The 17,566-nt window shown below is 40.9% G+C and carries 15 protein-coding genes; all 15 read left to right on the plus strand.

The window, feature by feature from the left end:
- Window positions 1-17: 17 nt before the first annotated feature.
- The 15 genes from KH286_RS07970 to KH286_RS08040 all read left to right on the plus strand — a co-directional run bounded on the left by KH286_RS07970 (window position 18) and on the right by KH286_RS08040 (window position 17,558).
- A complete protein-coding gene (locus KH286_RS07970) occupies window positions 18-665 on the plus strand; it encodes a precorrin-2 dehydrogenase/sirohydrochlorin ferrochelatase family protein (RefSeq protein ID WP_008714985.1) in 648 nt (215 codons plus the stop codon).
- Entirely contained in the window at window positions 634-1,905 is a 1,272-nt protein-coding gene (gene hemA / locus KH286_RS07975; protein ID WP_004695233.1) for a glutamyl-tRNA reductase, read from the plus strand. Before KH286_RS07970 ends, hemA begins: the two co-directional genes overlap by 32 nt.
- Window positions 1,906-1,909: 4 nt before the next feature.
- Window positions 1,910-2,848 carry a hydroxymethylbilane synthase gene (gene hemC, locus KH286_RS07980; RefSeq protein ID WP_120055999.1) on the plus strand — a complete coding sequence of 313 codons (939 nt, stop codon included), beginning with the start codon at window positions 1,910-1,912 and terminating at the stop codon, window positions 2,846-2,848.
- Window positions 2,845-4,353, plus strand: coding sequence for a uroporphyrinogen-III C-methyltransferase (gene cobA, locus KH286_RS07985; RefSeq protein ID WP_205113009.1), 1,509 nt, complete (start codon window positions 2,845-2,847; stop codon window positions 4,351-4,353). Before hemC ends, cobA begins: the two co-directional genes overlap by 4 nt.
- A 9-nt stretch (window positions 4,354-4,362) precedes the next feature.
- On the plus strand, window positions 4,363-5,337 hold the full coding sequence (gene hemB / locus KH286_RS07990; protein ID WP_008602583.1) for a porphobilinogen synthase: 975 nt from the start codon (window positions 4,363-4,365) through the stop codon (window positions 5,335-5,337).
- Between the two features lie 9 nt (window positions 5,338-5,346).
- Complete coding sequence (hemL, locus tag KH286_RS07995; RefSeq protein ID WP_278617810.1) at window positions 5,347-6,651, plus strand: glutamate-1-semialdehyde 2,1-aminomutase; 1,305 nt, start codon at window positions 5,347-5,349, stop codon at window positions 6,649-6,651.
- A 46-nt stretch (window positions 6,652-6,697) separates the two neighbouring features.
- Window positions 6,698-7,159, plus strand: a complete 462-nt coding sequence (locus tag KH286_RS08000; protein ID WP_278617811.1) for a helix-turn-helix domain-containing protein — start codon at window positions 6,698-6,700, stop codon at window positions 7,157-7,159.
- A 224-nt stretch (window positions 7,160-7,383) separates the two neighbouring features.
- On the plus strand, window positions 7,384-7,728 hold the full coding sequence (locus tag KH286_RS08005) for a hypothetical protein (protein ID WP_278617812.1): 345 nt from the start codon (window positions 7,384-7,386) through the stop codon (window positions 7,726-7,728).
- A 75-nt stretch (window positions 7,729-7,803) separates the two neighbouring features.
- Window positions 7,804-8,691 (plus strand): immunity protein YezG family protein, encoded by an 888-nt coding sequence (locus KH286_RS08010; RefSeq protein ID WP_278617813.1) that lies wholly within the window; start codon window positions 7,804-7,806, stop codon window positions 8,689-8,691.
- Window positions 8,692-8,729: 38 nt separating this feature from the next.
- Window positions 8,730-9,602, plus strand: a complete 873-nt coding sequence (locus tag KH286_RS08015; RefSeq protein ID WP_004696814.1) for a hypothetical protein — start codon at window positions 8,730-8,732, stop codon at window positions 9,600-9,602.
- A gap of 137 nt (window positions 9,603-9,739) precedes the next feature.
- Window positions 9,740-10,504 carry a DUF3969 family protein gene (locus tag KH286_RS08020; RefSeq protein WP_039965274.1) on the plus strand — a complete coding sequence of 255 codons (765 nt, stop codon included), beginning with the start codon at window positions 9,740-9,742 and terminating at the stop codon, window positions 10,502-10,504.
- A gap of 245 nt (window positions 10,505-10,749) precedes the next feature.
- Window positions 10,750-11,517, plus strand: a complete 768-nt coding sequence (locus KH286_RS08025) for a M48 family metallopeptidase (RefSeq protein ID WP_042975903.1) — start codon at window positions 10,750-10,752, stop codon at window positions 11,515-11,517.
- Between the two features lie 12 nt (window positions 11,518-11,529).
- On the plus strand, window positions 11,530-14,937 hold the full coding sequence (locus KH286_RS08030) for a DNA polymerase III subunit alpha (protein ID WP_278617814.1): 3,408 nt from the start codon (window positions 11,530-11,532) through the stop codon (window positions 14,935-14,937).
- Window positions 14,938-15,030: 93 nt separating this feature from the next.
- The gene (gene pyk, locus KH286_RS08035) at window positions 15,031-16,779 is read left to right on the plus strand and encodes a pyruvate kinase (protein WP_008715016.1); all 1,749 of its coding nucleotides are present in this window, start codon (window positions 15,031-15,033) and stop codon (window positions 16,777-16,779) included.
- A 35-nt stretch (window positions 16,780-16,814) separates the two neighbouring features.
- On the plus strand, window positions 16,815-17,558 hold the full coding sequence (locus KH286_RS08040) for a Bax inhibitor-1/YccA family protein (protein WP_004695271.1): 744 nt from the start codon (window positions 16,815-16,817) through the stop codon (window positions 17,556-17,558).
- Window positions 17,559-17,566 lie beyond the last annotated feature (8 nt).

The raw sequence follows: 17,566 nt of genomic DNA on the forward strand, positions 1-17,566 counted from the left end.
TATATAGTAGGACAGCCATGGTATCCATAACATTTCAACCTACAACTGAAGATATAATCCTATTCGTAGGCGGCGGAGAAGTAGCGGAACGACGGATGCAGCTTTTTATTGAGGAGCCTTGCCAAATTGTCGTTATTGCTCCAACTGTGACGGATACGATTAGCCAATGGGCAAAGGGAAATCGCATCACTTGGTGTGATCGGGCTTTCACAATGGACGACGAAGAGCATATTATTTCGAGTAGTTTGCTGTTTATCTGCACCGATAATCATGAACTAAACGATACCTTGTATGAGCTAGGAAAAAAACATCGCGTGTGGACCAACCGCAGTGATGATCCGAGCGCGTGTAGCTTTACTGTGCCGTCATCCCTTGAACTCGGCGATCTTCATATTGCTATTAGTGCCAATAATGTAGGACCTCGTATCAATCGTCTCGTACGACAAGATATGATGAATCGTTATGGTCAGTTGCAAAAGGCTATGCCTAGACTTAAAATATTTAGAGAAGAAGTAAAGTTACTACTTCCTACTCCAGAGGCTCGACAGAAATTTTGGCGAGACAATCTGACGGTAGAAACATTTGAAGCCATTCTCAAGGGAGAGTGGATGATTATAGAGGAGAAACTAAACTATGCAATTAGTGGTATTAGGTCTAAATCATAGAAGTGCCGCTGTAGAGGTGCGTGAACGTTTCTCGTTTGATAAAGACGAGGTAGTTGCCGCACTAAATCGCCTCTATGAATTTGACTGTATCTCAGAATGCGTTATATTATCCACCTGTAATAGAACGGAAATTTATGCTGCTTTAGAAGGTGTAGAATTCCCGAAGGATTACATGTTGGCAGTGTTAAAAGATTTAAAAGGAGCAGATCATATCGATGCAGATGCATTCTTCTTCTACGAAGAACGAGATTGTATTGAGCATCTATTCCGCGTTTCTGCTAGTCTTGATTCCCTTGTGTTAGGGGAAGGCCAAATCTTGAGCCAATTAAAAGGGGCTTATATTCAGGCTTATAGCGCAGGCTGTACGGGAACAATTTTTAATATTTTATTCCAACGGGCTATTAGCGTTGGTAAAAAGGTACGTACTAATACGGGCATTGCTAATACGCCTGTATCTGTTAGTTACACGGCGGTCAATCTTGCGGAGGACAGTTTAGATAAGCCATTATCCGAAGCTACAGTACTTATTTTGGGTGCTGGTACGATGAGTGAATTGACAGCTACTCATTTACAAGCGAAGGGTGTAAAAACGATTTTCGTATCTAATAGAACCTTTGCTAAGGCTGAAATGTTAGCGGAACGCTTTAATGGTAAAGCTGTTAAGCTCGATAACTTTGTAGAGTATGCTAAAGATGCGGATATTCTTATCACATCTACAGGGGCACCGCATTATATTATTACTGAAAAAGAAGCGAAGAAAATTACGACTCTTCGCAAGGGTGAACCAATCGTTATGATCGATATAGCGGTACCTCGTGATATCGATCCTGCGGTGGCAGACTTGGACGGTATTTATCTATTTAATATTGATTCTCTTGAAAGTGTAGTAGAAGAAAACAAGGCACAACGAGAAGAGGAAGCTCGTCGTGCAGAGCCTATTATTCATGATGCTATTGAAGAGTTGTTGGATAAATTGAGTTATTTAACAGTGCGTCCGATGATGGCATTGCTTACAGAAAAGGCAGAACGGATTCGCCGTCGTGAGTTACATCGCGCATTAGCTAAATTGCCAGATATTTCCGATAAGGAGCGCCGTGTTATGGACTCGATGAGTCGCATGATCATCCGTAAAATGTTGCGTGAACCGATGATTCACTTCAACGAAATTGCTGGTACAGAGGAAGAAGGCTTGTACTGGGACTTATTCAAAGATATGTTTAATCTTGAGAAAGAAGGCTAATGCCATGAGAAATCATATTCGAATCGGCACGCGAAAAAGTGCCCTTGCCCTATGGCAGGCTGAACATATTAGTACAGAATTACAACGTCTGTACCCAAATATTACGGTAGAGCTGGTTCACTTTAATACAAAGGGTGACCGTATCTTAGAGAAACCACTGGCTCAAGTTGGTGGTAAAGGTTTATTTACTGCTGAATTGGAAGCGGCTATGCATAAAGGCGATATCGACATCGCTGTACATAGCTTAAAGGACATGCCTACAGAGTTGCCTGAAGGCCTTACTCTTGGTGCCATCTCCGCTCGTGAAGTACCTTATGATGCACTAGTGAGTCCTGTGTATAAAACACTGGACAAATTGCCACAAGGCGCTCGTGTTGGTACCAGTAGTTTGCGCCGTCAAGCTCAATTGCTACATGTTCGCCCTGACCTAAAGGTAGAGGTGATTCGCGGTAATGTGCAGACTCGTTTGAGCAAAATTGAAACGGAAAAGCTAGACGGTGTTATCTTGGCTCAAGCAGGCCTTAAGCGATTGGGGTTAGAAGACCAAATTACACAAGTCTTCAAGGCCGACGAAATGATTCCTGCCGTTGGACAAGGGGCACTCGCTATTGAGTGTCGTGCCGACGATACGGAAATGCTTGACATGTTGGATCCTATCAACGATGAAGCAACGCGCTATGCCGTTGAAGGGGAGCGCAGTTTCTTGCGTCAATTAAATGGTGGTTGTCAAGTGCCAATGGGCGTACATGGCACCATCAATAAAGGTCAATTGACTTTAAAGGCTATGATTGCATCCCTCGATGGAAAAACTGTGTACGAAGGGGAAATCTCTGGTCCCGCTAAAAAGGGCGAGATCCTTGGTAAAAATCTTGCAAAAGCCTTATACGAAGAAGGGGGCAAACGTATTGTGGATGCTCTCATAGAGGAAGGAATCATAAAATGACAGGTATGGTATATCTAATTGGTGCGGGCCCTGGCGATGTTAAACTCATCACTGTAAAAGGCCGTGAATGCATCGAAAAAGCAGATGTAATTGTATATGACTATTTAGCGGATGCCCATCTGTTAGAATGGGCACGTCCAGATGCTGAACTGATTTACGCTGGTAAGCAATGTAAAGATCACACAATGCATCAATGGGAAATCAATGAGCTATTAGTCCAAAAAGGTAAAGAAGGCAAAATCGTAGCACGATTAAAAGGCGGTGATCCGCTCGTATTTGGTCGCGGCGGTGAAGAAGCGATGGCTCTTGGCGAAGCCGGTGTGCCATTTGAGTTCGTGCCAGGTGTAACATCTCCTATCGCAGCGCCTGCCTATGCAGGGATTCCTGTAACACAACGCGCTATGGCCACATCCTTTGCGGTGGTAACAGGTCATGAGGATCCTACAAAAGCAGTATCCGGTATCCATTGGGAAGGCCTTGCTACGGCGGTAGATACACTTTGCTTTGTAATGGGTGTCGGTAATTTGCCTGTCATTGCCGAAAAGTTGATGGCTCATGGCCGGGCAGCCTCTACACCAGTAGCACTTGTTCGGTGGGGAACAAAAACAGTACAAGAGGTATTAGTTTCTACCCTTGAACATGTCGTTGAAGATGTAGCAAAGGCTCAATTAAAAGCGCCAGCTATCATTGTAGTAGGTGATGTAGTAAACCTTCGTGAAAAATTACAATGGTTCGATAATAAACCTTTATTTGGGAAAACTGTTGTGGTCACACGCGCTCGCTCCCAAGCAAGTGCATTCCGCGAAAAATTAGCGGCTCAAGGCGCTAATGTAGTGGAAGCCGCGGCAATTAAAACATCTCCATTGGAATTGTTTGAGGAAGATAAACGCATTATTAATAATACAAAACAATACCAATGCATCGTATTCACATCTGGTGAAGGGGTTCGCTACTTCTTCGATGCTCTTTATAAAGAAGGCAAAGATACACGTGCTTTAGGCAACTCTAAAGTGGCGGCTATCGGCTGTGCTACGGCTCGTGAACTTCATAAATATGGCATCGTACCAGACATCATTCCTGTAGACTATAAGGCTGAATCTGCTGTGGAGGCTCTTGAAGAAGAACTTAATGCAGGGGATTCTGTATTGTTGATTCAACCAAAGGTAGCACGCGATGTAATTCCACGCTGCTTGCGTCATCGCGATATGGATGTAGATATTTTGCGTTTATACGAAACAACACAAGATACATCTCAACAAGAAGCATTAGTAACAGCGTTAACAGAAGGCACAGTAGATTATATTACCTTTACAAGTTCTTCTACTGTAACAAATACAATCCAATTATTGGGTGACGATGCTTTAGCATTGTTAGGTAAGACTAAAATAGCTTGTATTGGGCCAATTACGGCTGCTACCGCTATGAGTGCAGGTCTTAAACCGGCCATCATCAGTGATGTATATACAACTGATGGCCTAGTAAACGCTATTGTAAAAGACATTTAGGAGGATTACATGTACGATTTAACATACCGTCCTCGCCGCTTGCGTATCAATCCAGAAATGCGTGATTTGGTACGCGAAACGACACTCGACGTAACTGATTTGATTTATCCATTATTTATCGTGCCTGGTGAAGGTATCAAAAAAGAAATCGACACATTGCCAGGTCAATATCACTTGTCTGTTGATGAGGCTGTGAAAGTAGCTCAAGAGGCTTATGATCTTGGTGTGCGTGGTGTAGAAATCTTTGGTATTCCTACATATAAAGATGAGCAAGGTTCCTCTGCTTGGGATATGTCCCAACCAGTACAACAAGCCATCAAAGCCATCCGCGAAGCCGTGCCAAATCTTTTGGTTATTTCTGACGTATGCTTGTGCCAATATACCTCTACCGGTCACTGTGGCATGATTGATGACCATGAAATCTTGAACGACGAAACATTACCATTGCTTTGTAAAGTTGCGGTAAGCCAAGCAGAAGCTGGTGCACATATGGTGGCTCCATCCGATATGATGGACGGTCGCGTAGGTGCTATTCGTGAAGCCCTTGATGCGGCAGGTTATACCAATGTATCCATCATGAGTTATGCAGCAAAATATGCATCTGCTTACTATGGTCCGTTCCGCGGAGCTGTTAATTCTGCGCCAAAATTTGGTGACCGCAAATCTTATCAAATGGACCCGGCTAATCGTTTAGAAGCTTTTAGAGAAATCGAACTCGACATCGCTGAAGGTGCAGATATTATCATGATTAAACCGGCCTTGTCCTACTTGGACATCGTTCGTGAAACGCGTGACCGCTATGAATTGCCAGTTGCAGTATACAATGTATCCGGTGAATATGCGATGGTTAAATCTGCTGCTGCGGCTGGTCTCATCGATGAAGAACGCCTCGTTATGGAAACAATGCTTTCCATGAAGCGTGCTGGTGCTAAAATCATCATTACGTACCATGCCTTAGATATTGCTAAATGGTTACAACAATAAGGAGGAACTATGTTCCAACTCGGTAAATCTGAAAAGGCCTTTGAAGAGGCTAAACGTTATATGCCGGGCGGCGTAAACAGTCCGGTTCGCTCCTATCGCAGCGTAGGATCTAACCCTCCATTTATCAGCAGTGCCAGTGGCAGCCGCATTTATGATATCGATAACAACGAATACATCGACTATGTGTTGAGCTGGGGCCCTATGATTTTGGGCCATGCGAACCCTGAAGTCATCGCGAGCCTGCAAGAGGCTATTCCTCGCGGTACTAGTTACGGTGCGCCTACACTACTAGAAACAGAATTGGCTAAAAAGATACAAGCCTTCATGCCGTCTATGGAGGTAATCCGCCTCGTAAACTCTGGTACAGAGGCTACCATGAGTGCCTTGCGCGTTGCTCGTGGCTATACTGGTCGCGATCGTATCGTGAAATTTGTGGGCTGTTACCATGGTCATAGTGATGCGCTTTTGGTAAAAGCTGGCTCTGGCCTTGCTACCTTTGGCGTGCCGGATAGCCCTGGCGTTCCTCAAGGCGTAGCAGAGAATACCATAACATTGCCGTACAATGATTCTGAAGCGGTTCGTAAATTATTCGACGATATGGGCGATACTATTGCGGCCATCATCGTGGAACCTGTAGCAGGTAATATGGGCTGTGTGCCTCCAGTACCAGGTTTTCTCGAAACCTTGCGCGAAGTAACTAAGGCTCACGGTGCTGTGTTGATCTTTGACGAAGTTATGTGTGGCTTCCGCGCTAGTAGTGGCGGTGCTCAAAAACGTTACAATATCAAACCAGACCTTACATGCCTTGGTAAAATCGTTGGCGGTGGCATGCCACTTGCCGTGTTTGGTGGCTCTCGCGAGATTATGAACCAAATTGCACCAGCTGGTCCTATCTACCAAGCCGGTACATTGAGCGGTAACCCTATTGCCGTTACCTCTGGTCTTGCCACACTATCTATTTTGCAACGTGATCCAACGGTATTTAAACAAGTAGAAGATACGACGATTGCCCTTTGCGAAGGCTTTGAAAGATTGGCGGCACAATACAATGTGCCTGTTGTAGTACAGCGTGTAGGCTCTATGTTCACCATCTTCTTCACTGATAAACCAGTTAAGAACTTTGATGATGCAGCAGCTTGCAACGAAGAACAATTCAAAATGTTCTTCCACCATAACTTGAGCCATGGTATTTACTATGCGCCAAGTCCTTATGAAAGTAATTTCGTATCTATCTGCCATAAGAGCAGTGAAGTGGAACGCACATTAGCAGTAGCTGATGAAGCTTTCAAAAAAATCAGTGATACATTATTATAAGAAGTTATAGTTTGTAGTTGTTTATGTATCGATACAGGTGATGAACATGCAGTTTTACAAGAACTTAAAGCGTGCTCGCGTGCGCATGGGCAAAAGCCAAATCGAAGTAGCAAAGGCCGTAGGTATCAGTAATGCGGCGCTTTCAAATTACGAAACAGGGTATCGCGAACCAGATTTAGATACACTCTGTGCCCTGTCTCGCTATTATGGATTGACCTTGGATGAGCTGTTGGATGTAAATGGAGAAGAACACGAGCCCATCTATGATCTCAGTCCTGTACTAAAAAATAAATACATCGCCTATAAAGGTGATGTATTCGAGTTGAAAGACTCACAAAAACGTGCGCTCTTGCGTGAGCTAGACAATCTATTTGCTAAATTTGAGAAATCAAAAGTAGAAGATAAAGACAGCAAGCCAAAGACGTACAAACATGGGAACCCACATATCAATCGGGCTGGACTAGCTAGCAGTGCTGGTAGCTTAGTGGCAAGACGGAATATAAAGTAGTTTAATATACTACCTTGTAGATTGAGGGTATTCCTTAACTTGCACAATTTAAAACAAAAGCACCATCTATTTGGGGAGCTAATCGACACATAAGTCGTCCCCCGATAGATGGTGCTTTTTTTTTGCCGTATATAACAAAATATTCTTTGGTGGTATATGCTAGTTTAACATATAATTAAATATAGAAGTGAAATAAATATTTACTAGTCTTATAGGAGAAAGTTATGATAGTAGTATTTGCAGGATTTTTAGCATTTTTATTTTGTCTGTATTTCATTAAAAATCCATACTTCACATTACAGCATATTAAAATTAAACGCTCAAAATCTTTGTTAATTACAGAGCTTTCTATAGGTGTGATAATTTTCTTATATATTATTTTTGCAGGGTATTCTAGATTAGTGCGGTTTTTATTAGAATTGACATCTGTAATTCTGTTTTTATTAGAAATGTGGTTAAGAGTTCCTGCTATTGAATCGGATTTTAGTTTATCACCTGACGTGAAAGCAATGCTCAATAAAAAGCTAAAAAAGATTTTTATTCTACATTGCCAATGCTATTTTTATTAACATGTATGTTTGTATTTAATTTCATCAAGATTTAAATAGATTTAATTGGAAAAGTGAAGATTAATAGGAACTACTATGAATACATATATTAATAAAATAAGAGATTTACTTATTGATTGTATGCCAAGACATTGGTATAAGTGTTATTTGTTTTTTGAATGTACAGAATCAGGTATGAGTTCGGCTTGTTATTATGTAAAAACCCCGGCTGGTTCGATCATTAGTTATGGAGATTTGCTATATAATTGCAGTGATGAAAAAGTAAAATCTATAAAAGCTGGGACTAGTGAGATTTTAACGTATGTACGTTTACTTCATGAAGCCTCTACAGAACAATGGACGTGGGGAACAATGTATATTTTACGCGATGACTATGAGCCACATTGTGAATTTCATAATGACCCTGTAACTGACGATTACTGGCTCCAAAATAGATATAAGTGGGTATATAAAAATTTTGGTGTTTTGGAAAATGAAGATGAATTTGATCCGCATGTATATAAAGAAATGCTAAAAGGTCCACGAGGTATTTTATTATTGGAAGATATGGAATCTCGTGTATTAGCAAAAAATTATACTGCCATTGATAAGGTGTTTAAGTTAAAGTATAAAAGCTTGGAATCGGAACTTGAAAAACATCATAATAAAGTGGCCAAAAATATATATAAATTAACCCCTCTAAATTGGCATCGTGCTAAATTACACTTTGATATGAATGTTAATAATCCCTTTGTAGAGCTTTGGGTTTATAAAACTGAGGATGATTCATATATTACAAAGTATGTAGAAAATAATGATGAAGAGCCGGCTATTATTTCGGAAATTATGTATGATTTAAAGAATGAAGTTTTAGCGATGATTGAGACTTTTAAATTCTATAATCAAAACCCATTCTCTGGTTTAGTATATACATTAACATCTAATGGTGAGGTATCTTTAGAGCTAACTTATGGAGATAAATGATTTTAAGTTCGTTGATGAAATTGATTGGATGAGCTTTCATGCGGATAGGAAGAAACTCAAAAAAATGGCTTGAGAGAATAGGTCTTTCTTGTTTAATAGTAGTAGGTATTATTTTGGGTGTTTGGCTTTTCTTTACTACAAATTTTATACACCCATTTATCCACTATTTGGATCTGAGGGGAGGTATAATATATTACAAAGAGCCAACTAATATAATTGCTTCTAATGTTCTTGGTTTTGATGAAGTACGAGGGAAAATATATTATATAACTACAAATGGTATTGGTGTATATAATGAATTAAATAACGAACATGTATTTATATTACATAAAGAGCCATCTAATGAAATCAGAATAAATGACATTACTAATGTATATCCAGAATTTAGTCGTTTTTCTGATTCGGAACAGGAAGTTTGGAAAAGCAAATTTTATGCTGATTTTAGGCAAAGAATTCCTATAGAGGAGGGAAGTATCATTAGATTTCCATTCTTTTTTTCTTACGAAACCCGTGGAATTTATAATTTAGCTACAGGATCTAAATTATCGAAAATTGATACGTATAAAATTTCTAATAATATATTCTATAATGTTGATTTTGGAAGCATTACTAAGATAGATTTAGAAACTGGTATAGTATGGAAGTACTATTCTAATAACTTATTAAATTATAATTTTATTAATGAAATGGTTTCTAGTAAATCAAAAGAGTTTAGTATTAATGAATTAATCAAAGAACGAAATCATGATAAACAATTGAAAGATAAAATTATAGCTATAGATCATTATAGTCAATTTAGTAAAGAGGATAAGGAGGTTATAGAAGAATTATTTGTTAAGTTAGTCACTGCACGAGATAATATGAGCTTAAAACCAGAACATAAAATGAGGTTAGAAAACTATTTAGAGTGATTAACTTTTCAATGTATTCATACTTAGTTGGGGAGGCTGGCTAAAGAATATATATTATTTATTACTATAAATAAAAAGGGTTAATGATAAACCAGTAAATCAAAAGCTAAAATAATATAGTGGGTAGAGGTATAATTATGATTTATTTTAAAAATAAAAAAAGCTTAGATACATTTTTAATGGTCTTTATATTGGGCGCTGTTAAGGCATATAGACGAAATTATATTGATTTGACCATTCTAGAATATTACATATTTAGTATGTTAATTCGATTAATGTGTAGAAAAGCACATCTGTCCGATAAATTGTTAAATATTATTGGAGATGGGATGAGTTTAGAGGATGTTGATGAGTGGATGGCTCGTAGGATTCCTATACCACCATTAAATGATATGTTAGATGATATTGAATGCAGTAGTTGGATTGCTTTAATAGAACGGGAGTTAGAGGGTAATACTTTATCTGAAGCGTTAAAGATTTCTACACATGATGAAAAGAAGTTCGGTATCTATTTCTTTACCGATTATGTAGAGGAGATATTTTGGGCGTTGTTTTTGTTAGGATTGTATGAAGTCTTACAAAAACCTGAATTCATTTCTGAATCAATCTTAAGTTGTATTAAACAGACCTATTTGTCTGAAATATATACGTGTGAACGTATTCAGAATGAAGATTTTCAAGCATGTATTTCCAATTTACAGGAGATAGTTGATACTAATATATCCGGGCAATTAAGTAAAGAATTAATTACTATGAAAGCAAAATTAGCATCATTACAGGTATTATTACCATTTTATGATGTGAGTTTTGATAAGTTAAAAACAGACATTGATTTAAAAGCTACTAGAGGGATGTTCTGGCAAATTAAAGTTTTAGGGAAGTTTATAGACTTGGGATTATAGATTCTAAAAGATTATTAAGTTGGTTCTATACTTATGATTACTTTTAATTTTGGGATTAACCTTTATTAACTTCTATCCTTAAATAATATTTAGTGTTAAATGTTATAAGCTTATTTTAATGACATCTATACCTTTCATAAGGGACTGGTATAGGTGTCATTTTTATATTGAAAACTAATAAAAATCAGTATTGATTAAAATCTAAGTAGTTCTATTAAAATTACCAGAATTCTACGTTTTCATGAGTGTTTTATGATAAAATAAAAGGTATGAATACTTCAACAACTAGGTCTATTACCTATAATGGCGACAGAATTGAATATGAGTTAACCATCAAGCGTGTGAAGAACATGAACATGCGCATTACAAAGGATGGTGTGATCCATGTGTCGGCGAATGGGTATGTGCCGGATTATAGGGTGGACAAGTTTGTCATCGAGAATATGTCCTTCATTGAGCGGGCTCGTTACAAGATTGATGCATTGAATGCCAAGCGCGTCGATGCGTTGCAGTATGTGAATGGTGAAAGTTTATCCATCCTCGGCATTCCAGTTACGTTGCGCTTAGTTGAGCAGGATGGAAAGCCTCACATAGGCTTTGACGGGAAAGCCATTCTTACCATGGTTGTACCTCAGGGTACGACCTTTGAAGCAAAGCATAAATTAATGCAGAGTTACTGGCGTAATTTAGGGGAGAAGGTCTTTGTCCACTGGGCAAAGGTCGTGTATCAGCGCTTTCACAAGCAAGGTATTGATGTGCCTATGCCAATCATAAAACAGCAGCGAATGAAGAGTCGTTGGGGTTCTTGTACGCCTGCAAAGCAGCTCGTCAAGATGAACACCCGTTTGTTAGAGGGACCACAGGCGTATATTGAGTACGTTATGGTTCATGAGTTTGCTCATTTTAAATATTTAGACCATTCCAAGAACTTTCACAATCTCGTGGCACAGTTTTTGCCAGATTGGAAGGCTCGTAAGAAGTCATTGAACGTGTATTTTGCTCATCGCCCTTAAAGGAGGTGTACCATGCAGCCATTTGTACATTTACATAGTCATACAGAGTTTAGTTTGCTAGACGGCATAAGTCGTTTGCCTGACATGGTACGTCGTGCGAAGGAGTTAAATCAGCCCGCCCTTGCCATCACGGACCATGGCAATATGTACGCAGCCATTTATTTCTATAAAGAGTGTATAGCCCAAGGCGTTAAGCCTATCATCGGTTGTGAAGTATATGTAACGGAAAACAACCGATTTGATCGTCCCGAAGGTCGCAGCCGTGAAAGATTAAAACATCTCATCCTATTGGCGGAGACTATGGAAGGGTATCGTAATCTTGTTAAAATCGTGTCTAAAGCATCTACGGAAGGTATGTTATATCGTCCTCGTGCAGACCGAGATTTATTGCGCCAATACAGCAAAGGGATTATTGCCCTTAGTGCGTGTATTCAAGGAGAAATTCCTCAGTATATTTTGCAAGACAATATGGAAGGCGCCAAGCGTTCCATCGAATGGCATATCGAGACGTACGGCAAGGATAATTTTTTCTTAGAAATTCAAAATCATGGTTTGCCAGAGGAGGCAAAGGCTCAAGAGGAACTCATTAAGCTCAGCAAGGAATATGGTCTTGGCATTGTAGCGTCTAATGATTTCCACTATGTTTTAAAAGAGGATGCAGACGCGCAGGATATTAAGGTTTGTATATCTACAGGTCGTCGCCGTGCTGAGGTAGACCGCTTAAAATTCCCGAATGATGAGTTTTATCTCAAGTCTGGGGATGAGATGGCGGAGTTATTTGGACATATCCCAGGGGCTATCGAAAACACCTTAAAAATTGCAGACCGTTGCAATGTAGAGTTTAATTTCGACGAACATCATTTGCCACACTTTGATGTGCCAGAAGGGGAAACGTCTAAGACCTATTTACGTAAGGTTTGTGAACGAGAAATTCCTCGCCTATATGGAGAGACCTCTGAAGAGTTACAAAAACGTCTCGACTACGAGTTAGATGTTATTGGAACCATGGGCTTTGAGGACTACTTCCTCATCGTATGGGATTATGTGCGCTATGCTCGTGAGCACGATATCTTAGTAGGTCCTGGACGTGGTTCTGCGGCCGGTTCTGTAGTAGCCTATCTATTAGGTATTACAGGCCTTGATCCATTGAAATACGACTTGCTCTTTGAACGGTTCTTAAATCCAGAGCGGGTAAGCATGCCCGATATTGATATTGACTTTTGCTATGAAAAGCGTGGTCAAGCCATCGAATATGTGACAAGAAAATACGGTCAAGCTCGTGTGTCTCAGATTATTACCTTTGGTACTGAGGCGGCTCGTGCCGTTATCCGTGACGTAGGTCGTGTGCTCGACTTACCACTGGCTGAAGTGAACCGCATCGCTAAGATGATTCCCAACGAACTAGGGATTACCTTGGATAAGGCTTTACAAGGTAAAGAGTTAAAGGCTTTATACGAAGCTGATCCAAACGTTAAAGAATTATTTGATTTTGGTAAAAAGCTAGAAGGCATAGCGCGAAATTCGTCCACGCATGCGGCGGGCGTCGTAATTTCTGCGGACCCTCTAGATGACCACGTACCAGTACAAAATGCCAACGATGAAGGCTTTGTAACGCAGTACGATAAGGATAACATCGAGGAATTAGGGCTTTTAAAAATGGACTTCTTGGGCCTCCGTACCTTGACGGTTATGGGGGATGCCTTAAAGCTCATCAAGGCGAACCGTGGTATTGACCTAGACTTAGATGCCATTCCGCTTGATGATAAGGCGGCGTGTGACATTCTCACAAAAGGCGACACCTCTGGTGTATTCCAGCTTGAGTCGGAAGGTATTACAAAGCTTGTAATGGACCTTAAGCCTGAGCATTTTGAAGATTTAATTCCATTGGTAGCCTTGTATCGTCCAGGCCCACTAGGCTCTGGGATGGTGGCGGACTTTATCGACCGCCGTCACGGTAAAAAAGAGGTTACCTATTTACATCCAATTTTAGAACCGATTTTAAAAGATACCTTTGGTGTAATCTTATACCAAGAACAGGTTATGCAGATTGCGTCCGCCATGGGTGGTTTCTCCCTTGGTCAAGCGGACTTGATGCGCCGTGCTATGGGCAAGAAAAAGGAATCTGTTCTAAAGGCACAACGGGAGTCCTTTATTCAAGGCTCTGTAGCGAACGGTATTACCGAGTCCGTTGCGAATGAAGTATTCGATTTGCTCGTATACTTCGCTGGTTACGGCTTTAATAAATCACATAGTGCGGCTTATGCGTATATCGCGTACCAAACGGCGTACTTGAAAGCCCATTATTTCCCTGAATTCATGGCGGCTACCATGACGAGCTTCATGCAGAACATGCAAAAGTTGACGTATTACATCAACTCCTGCAAGAAGCACAATGTTAAGGTTTTAGGTCCAGATATTAACTATTCTGAGCGCAGCTTTGCCGTACAAGACGATGCTATTCGTTTCGGGCTTGGCGGTATCAAGAACGTAGGGGACAATGCCATCGATCGCTTGATTACTGAGCGCAATGAGCATGGTCTATATACGGATATCGTGGACTTCTGCAAACGGGTGGATAATAAGGTCGTTAATAAACGATTGCTTGAAAGTCTCATTCGTTGTGGTGCCATGGATGGTTTCAAGGAAAATCGTAACCAATTGTTGCACATGTATGAAAGCGCACAAGCCGTTGGTGCTAAAGAGCAAAAGGATGCCGCTATGGGCACTATGAACCTCTTTGGCGATATGGAAGAATCTGTCGATTTTATCCCTGTTCCCAATGTGGAGGATTTATCGGAAGACGATAAGTTAAAGGATGAAAAGGAATATACCGGCTTTTACATTACGGGGCATCCATTGCAAGGATATGCGAAGGAGTTGGAGGGCCTCTTTGAACTGGGCGCTCTCGTAGAAAATCCAGAGCAATACGATGGTCAAACCATTACCTTTGGCGGTCTCATCGAAAATAAATCAGACCGCATGACGAAGCGCAATGAGGTTATGTCCATTCTTCGCATTGAAGATTATTCTGGTGCGGCTAATGTAGTGGCATTCCCTAAGGTCTTTAGTCAAAGCCAGCAATTCATTGCAGTCGATATGATTGTTAAGGTAAAAGGCCGGGTTGATGCGGATGAAAAAGGTGTGCAAATCATTGCAGACCGTATTACGCCATTAAAGGTAAACTATGGGCAGGCAAAACAGGTGGCAATCCACATTTATAGCCAATATGATACACCAGAAAATAGCGAAGCCTTAAAACGCGTGTTGACTAGCACTGCTGGCTCTGTGCCAACGTCATTATATTTACACCGTCAACGAAAACGGATTAATCTGCCACCAAATATGTGCTTTGACCCTAGTGATGAATCCATCAGGGCTATTGAATCTATTTTAGGTGAAGGCTCCGTAGAGGTGCAATAACATATGTTGTGTGAGGCACAGATAGCTTTCACCAACATTGATATAATAAGAAATGAAAGATCCAATCTTGGATGTGCTTTCATAGGAGGAAAGATGAAACGTACAAAGATAGTATGTACTGTAGGTCCGGGAACGGATAAATTTGGTATCTTAGAAGATATGATGCGGGCGGGCATGAACGTAGCTCGTTTTAACTTCTCTCACGGATCCCATGAAGAGCAAGCAGAACGCATGCAAATGGTGCGCGATGCAGCGATGATTGTGAATAAACCGATCGCATTATTGCTCGACACAAAAGGCCCTGAGGTTCGTCTCGGTCTATTTAAAGAAGGCAAGGTATTCCTCGAAGCTGGTCAACCATTTACGTTGACTACAGATGATGTGGAAGGCACAAAAGAGCTTAGCTCCGTGAACCACAAAGGTCTTACAGGTGATGTGTCCGTAGGGGATAAAATTCTATTGGCTGATGGGCTTGTAACACTTACCATCGATGCTATCGAAGGCAATAATATCATTACAACTGTTCAAAATAGCGGGGAAATCGGCAACCGCAAGCGTGTAGCCGTACCAGGTGTAGCACTAAGCTTGCCACCTGTATCTGAACAGGATGAAGCGGACTTGCGCTTTGGCTGTCAACAAGGGGTAGACTTTGTGGCCGCATCCTTCATGCAACGCGGTAAAGACATTGTGGCTATTCGCCGCATTCTTGAGTCTGAGAAAAAAGATATCAAGATTATCGCGAAAATCGAAAATGCAGAAGGCGTTAAAAATATCGATGAAATCTTGGAAGTAGCTGATGGCCTCATGGTTGCGCGTGGCGATCTCGGTGTAGAAATCCCTGCAGAAGAAGTGCCAGTACTTCAAAAGATGATGATTGAAAAATGCAATAACTTGGGTAAACCCGTTATTACGGCGACACAAATGCTTGAGTCTATGATTCAAAATCCACGTCCAACACGTGCGGAAGCAAGTGACGTAGCTAACGCCATTTTGGATGGTACCGATGCGATTATGTTATCTGGTGAAACAGCCAATGGTTCCTATCCTATAGAAGCTGTTGCGACCATGACTCGCATTGCAGAGGTAACGGAAAAGGCTGCTATTTACGATAGCTATAGCCGCGCTCGTGAGGATGAAGAAATGACTACTACAAGCGCCGTATGCTTGGCTAGTGTGCGCGTAGCTCAAAATCTCGGGGCCGCTGCTATTTTGACATGTACTGAATCTGGCCACACCGCACTTAGCGTGGCGCGTCATCGTCCAGATTGTAAAATCATCGCTGTCACACCTCATGAGGAAACTATTCGTCGCATGCAATTATGCTGGGGCGTAGAGGCTATTAAGGGACATGAAATTATCAACTCCGATGAAATGGTAAAACAAGCCATTACTGGTGCGCTTGGTACTGGGGCTATCGAGTCTGGTGACCTTGTAGTTGTTACCGCTGGTGTGCCATCCGGTGCAACCGGTACTACAAACATGATTCGCGTTCACATTGCAGGTCGAGTACTCTTGTCTGGCAATGGTATTTTACGTAAATCCGTTACAGGTAATGTATACATTGCGGCTAATCATAAGGGTAATTATGAAAGTTTCAAAGATGGTGATATCCTTGTGGTAGGCACAATTGAGCCTGAATTGATGGCTATTGCAAAACGAGCAGGTGGCATTATTGCCGTAGAAGATGGTTATACATCGGACAGCGCTATTGCGGGCATTACCTATGGTATTCCTGTTATCTTAGGCGCTAAAAATGCTCATGAAGTGCTTCTTGAAGGTCAAGAAGTGACTATCGATGGCGAACGTGGTAAGGTGTTTGCGGGCATTGCCAATGCTCGATAATCTCTATAAGTGATAATTAAATAAGGAGGGATAGTATGAATCCATATAATGTAACAGGACCTACTGCAGCTGAGGTTGCACAGGTTGAAAGTATCGTATCCCAACGATTAAAAGGCTCTTTTTTATGGATGGTTGTAGGCTTACTTACAACTATTGGTGTTGGCTTTGCTGCATTAGTGAATCCAAATTGGTTACGCTTTGCGTACCAAAATTTTAATATTATCTTATTAGTAGAGCTAGGTGTGGTATTCCTTTTTAGTGCTCGTGCATATTCTGCTAATGTAATGACGTTACGAGGTATGTTCTTCCTCTATAGTGCTTTGAATGGTCTCACATTGACTTTGGTATCATTGCGATACAATGTGTTTGATGTTGTTATTCCGGCGTTAATAGGTACGCTTGCTTTCTTCATTGGCTTTGCAGTGGTAGGGGCTACAACTAAACGTAATTTATCATCCCTTACACCATATGTGATGGCGGCATTGTTCGGCATGATCATCGTATCCTTGGTGATGATGGGGGCCCGCTTCTTTAACTGGACTGTACTCAGTGGCTTTAGTGATACTGTTAGTTTAGTTCTAGGTTATGTAGGTGTTGTAGTATTCTCTATCTTTACAGCTATCGATGTGAACCGCATTAAGAATAATGTGACACAAGTGGCGCTCATGGAGGATGAAACAATTTTAGACCGCATTGAAATCACAGGCGCTTTGAGCCTATACCTAGATTTCATTAACTTATTCTTATCCTTATTACGCATCTTTGGTAATAAGCGATAATAAAGGAG

The organism is Veillonella parvula (genome assembly GCF_018378075.1).
In the GTDB taxonomy this organism is placed as follows: Bacteria; Bacillota; Negativicutes; order Veillonellales; family Veillonellaceae; genus Veillonella; species Veillonella parvula_K.

What these genes read in the sequence shown, in the direction of transcription:
- KH286_RS08015 (WP_004696814.1), top strand. Translation starts at nt 8,730, where the DNA reads ATGCGGATAGGAAGAAACTCAAAAAAATGGCTTGAGAGAATAGGTCTT.
- hemL (WP_278617810.1), top strand. Translation starts at nt 5,347, where the DNA reads ATGTTCCAACTCGGTAAATCTGAAAAGGCCTTTGAAGAGGCTAAACGT.
- hemA (WP_004695233.1), top strand. Translation starts at nt 634, where the DNA reads ATGCAATTAGTGGTATTAGGTCTAAATCATAGAAGTGCCGCTGTAGAG.
- pyk (WP_008715016.1), top strand. Translation starts at nt 15,031, where the DNA reads ATGAAACGTACAAAGATAGTATGTACTGTAGGTCCGGGAACGGATAAA.
- hemB (WP_008602583.1), top strand. Translation starts at nt 4,363, where the DNA reads ATGTACGATTTAACATACCGTCCTCGCCGCTTGCGTATCAATCCAGAA.
- hemC (WP_120055999.1), top strand. Translation starts at nt 1,910, where the DNA reads ATGAGAAATCATATTCGAATCGGCACGCGAAAAAGTGCCCTTGCCCTA.
- KH286_RS08030 (WP_278617814.1), top strand. Translation starts at nt 11,530, where the DNA reads ATGCAGCCATTTGTACATTTACATAGTCATACAGAGTTTAGTTTGCTA.
- KH286_RS08020 (WP_039965274.1), top strand. Translation starts at nt 9,740, where the DNA reads ATGATTTATTTTAAAAATAAAAAAAGCTTAGATACATTTTTAATGGTC.
- KH286_RS08005 (WP_278617812.1), top strand. Translation starts at nt 7,384, where the DNA reads ATGATAGTAGTATTTGCAGGATTTTTAGCATTTTTATTTTGTCTGTAT.
- KH286_RS08010 (WP_278617813.1), top strand. Translation starts at nt 7,804, where the DNA reads ATGAATACATATATTAATAAAATAAGAGATTTACTTATTGATTGTATG.
- KH286_RS08000 (WP_278617811.1), top strand. Translation starts at nt 6,698, where the DNA reads ATGCAGTTTTACAAGAACTTAAAGCGTGCTCGCGTGCGCATGGGCAAA.
- KH286_RS08040 (WP_004695271.1), top strand. Translation starts at nt 16,815, where the DNA reads ATGAATCCATATAATGTAACAGGACCTACTGCAGCTGAGGTTGCACAG.
- KH286_RS07970 (WP_008714985.1), top strand. Translation starts at nt 18, where the DNA reads ATGGTATCCATAACATTTCAACCTACAACTGAAGATATAATCCTATTC.
- cobA (WP_205113009.1), top strand. Translation starts at nt 2,845, where the DNA reads ATGACAGGTATGGTATATCTAATTGGTGCGGGCCCTGGCGATGTTAAA.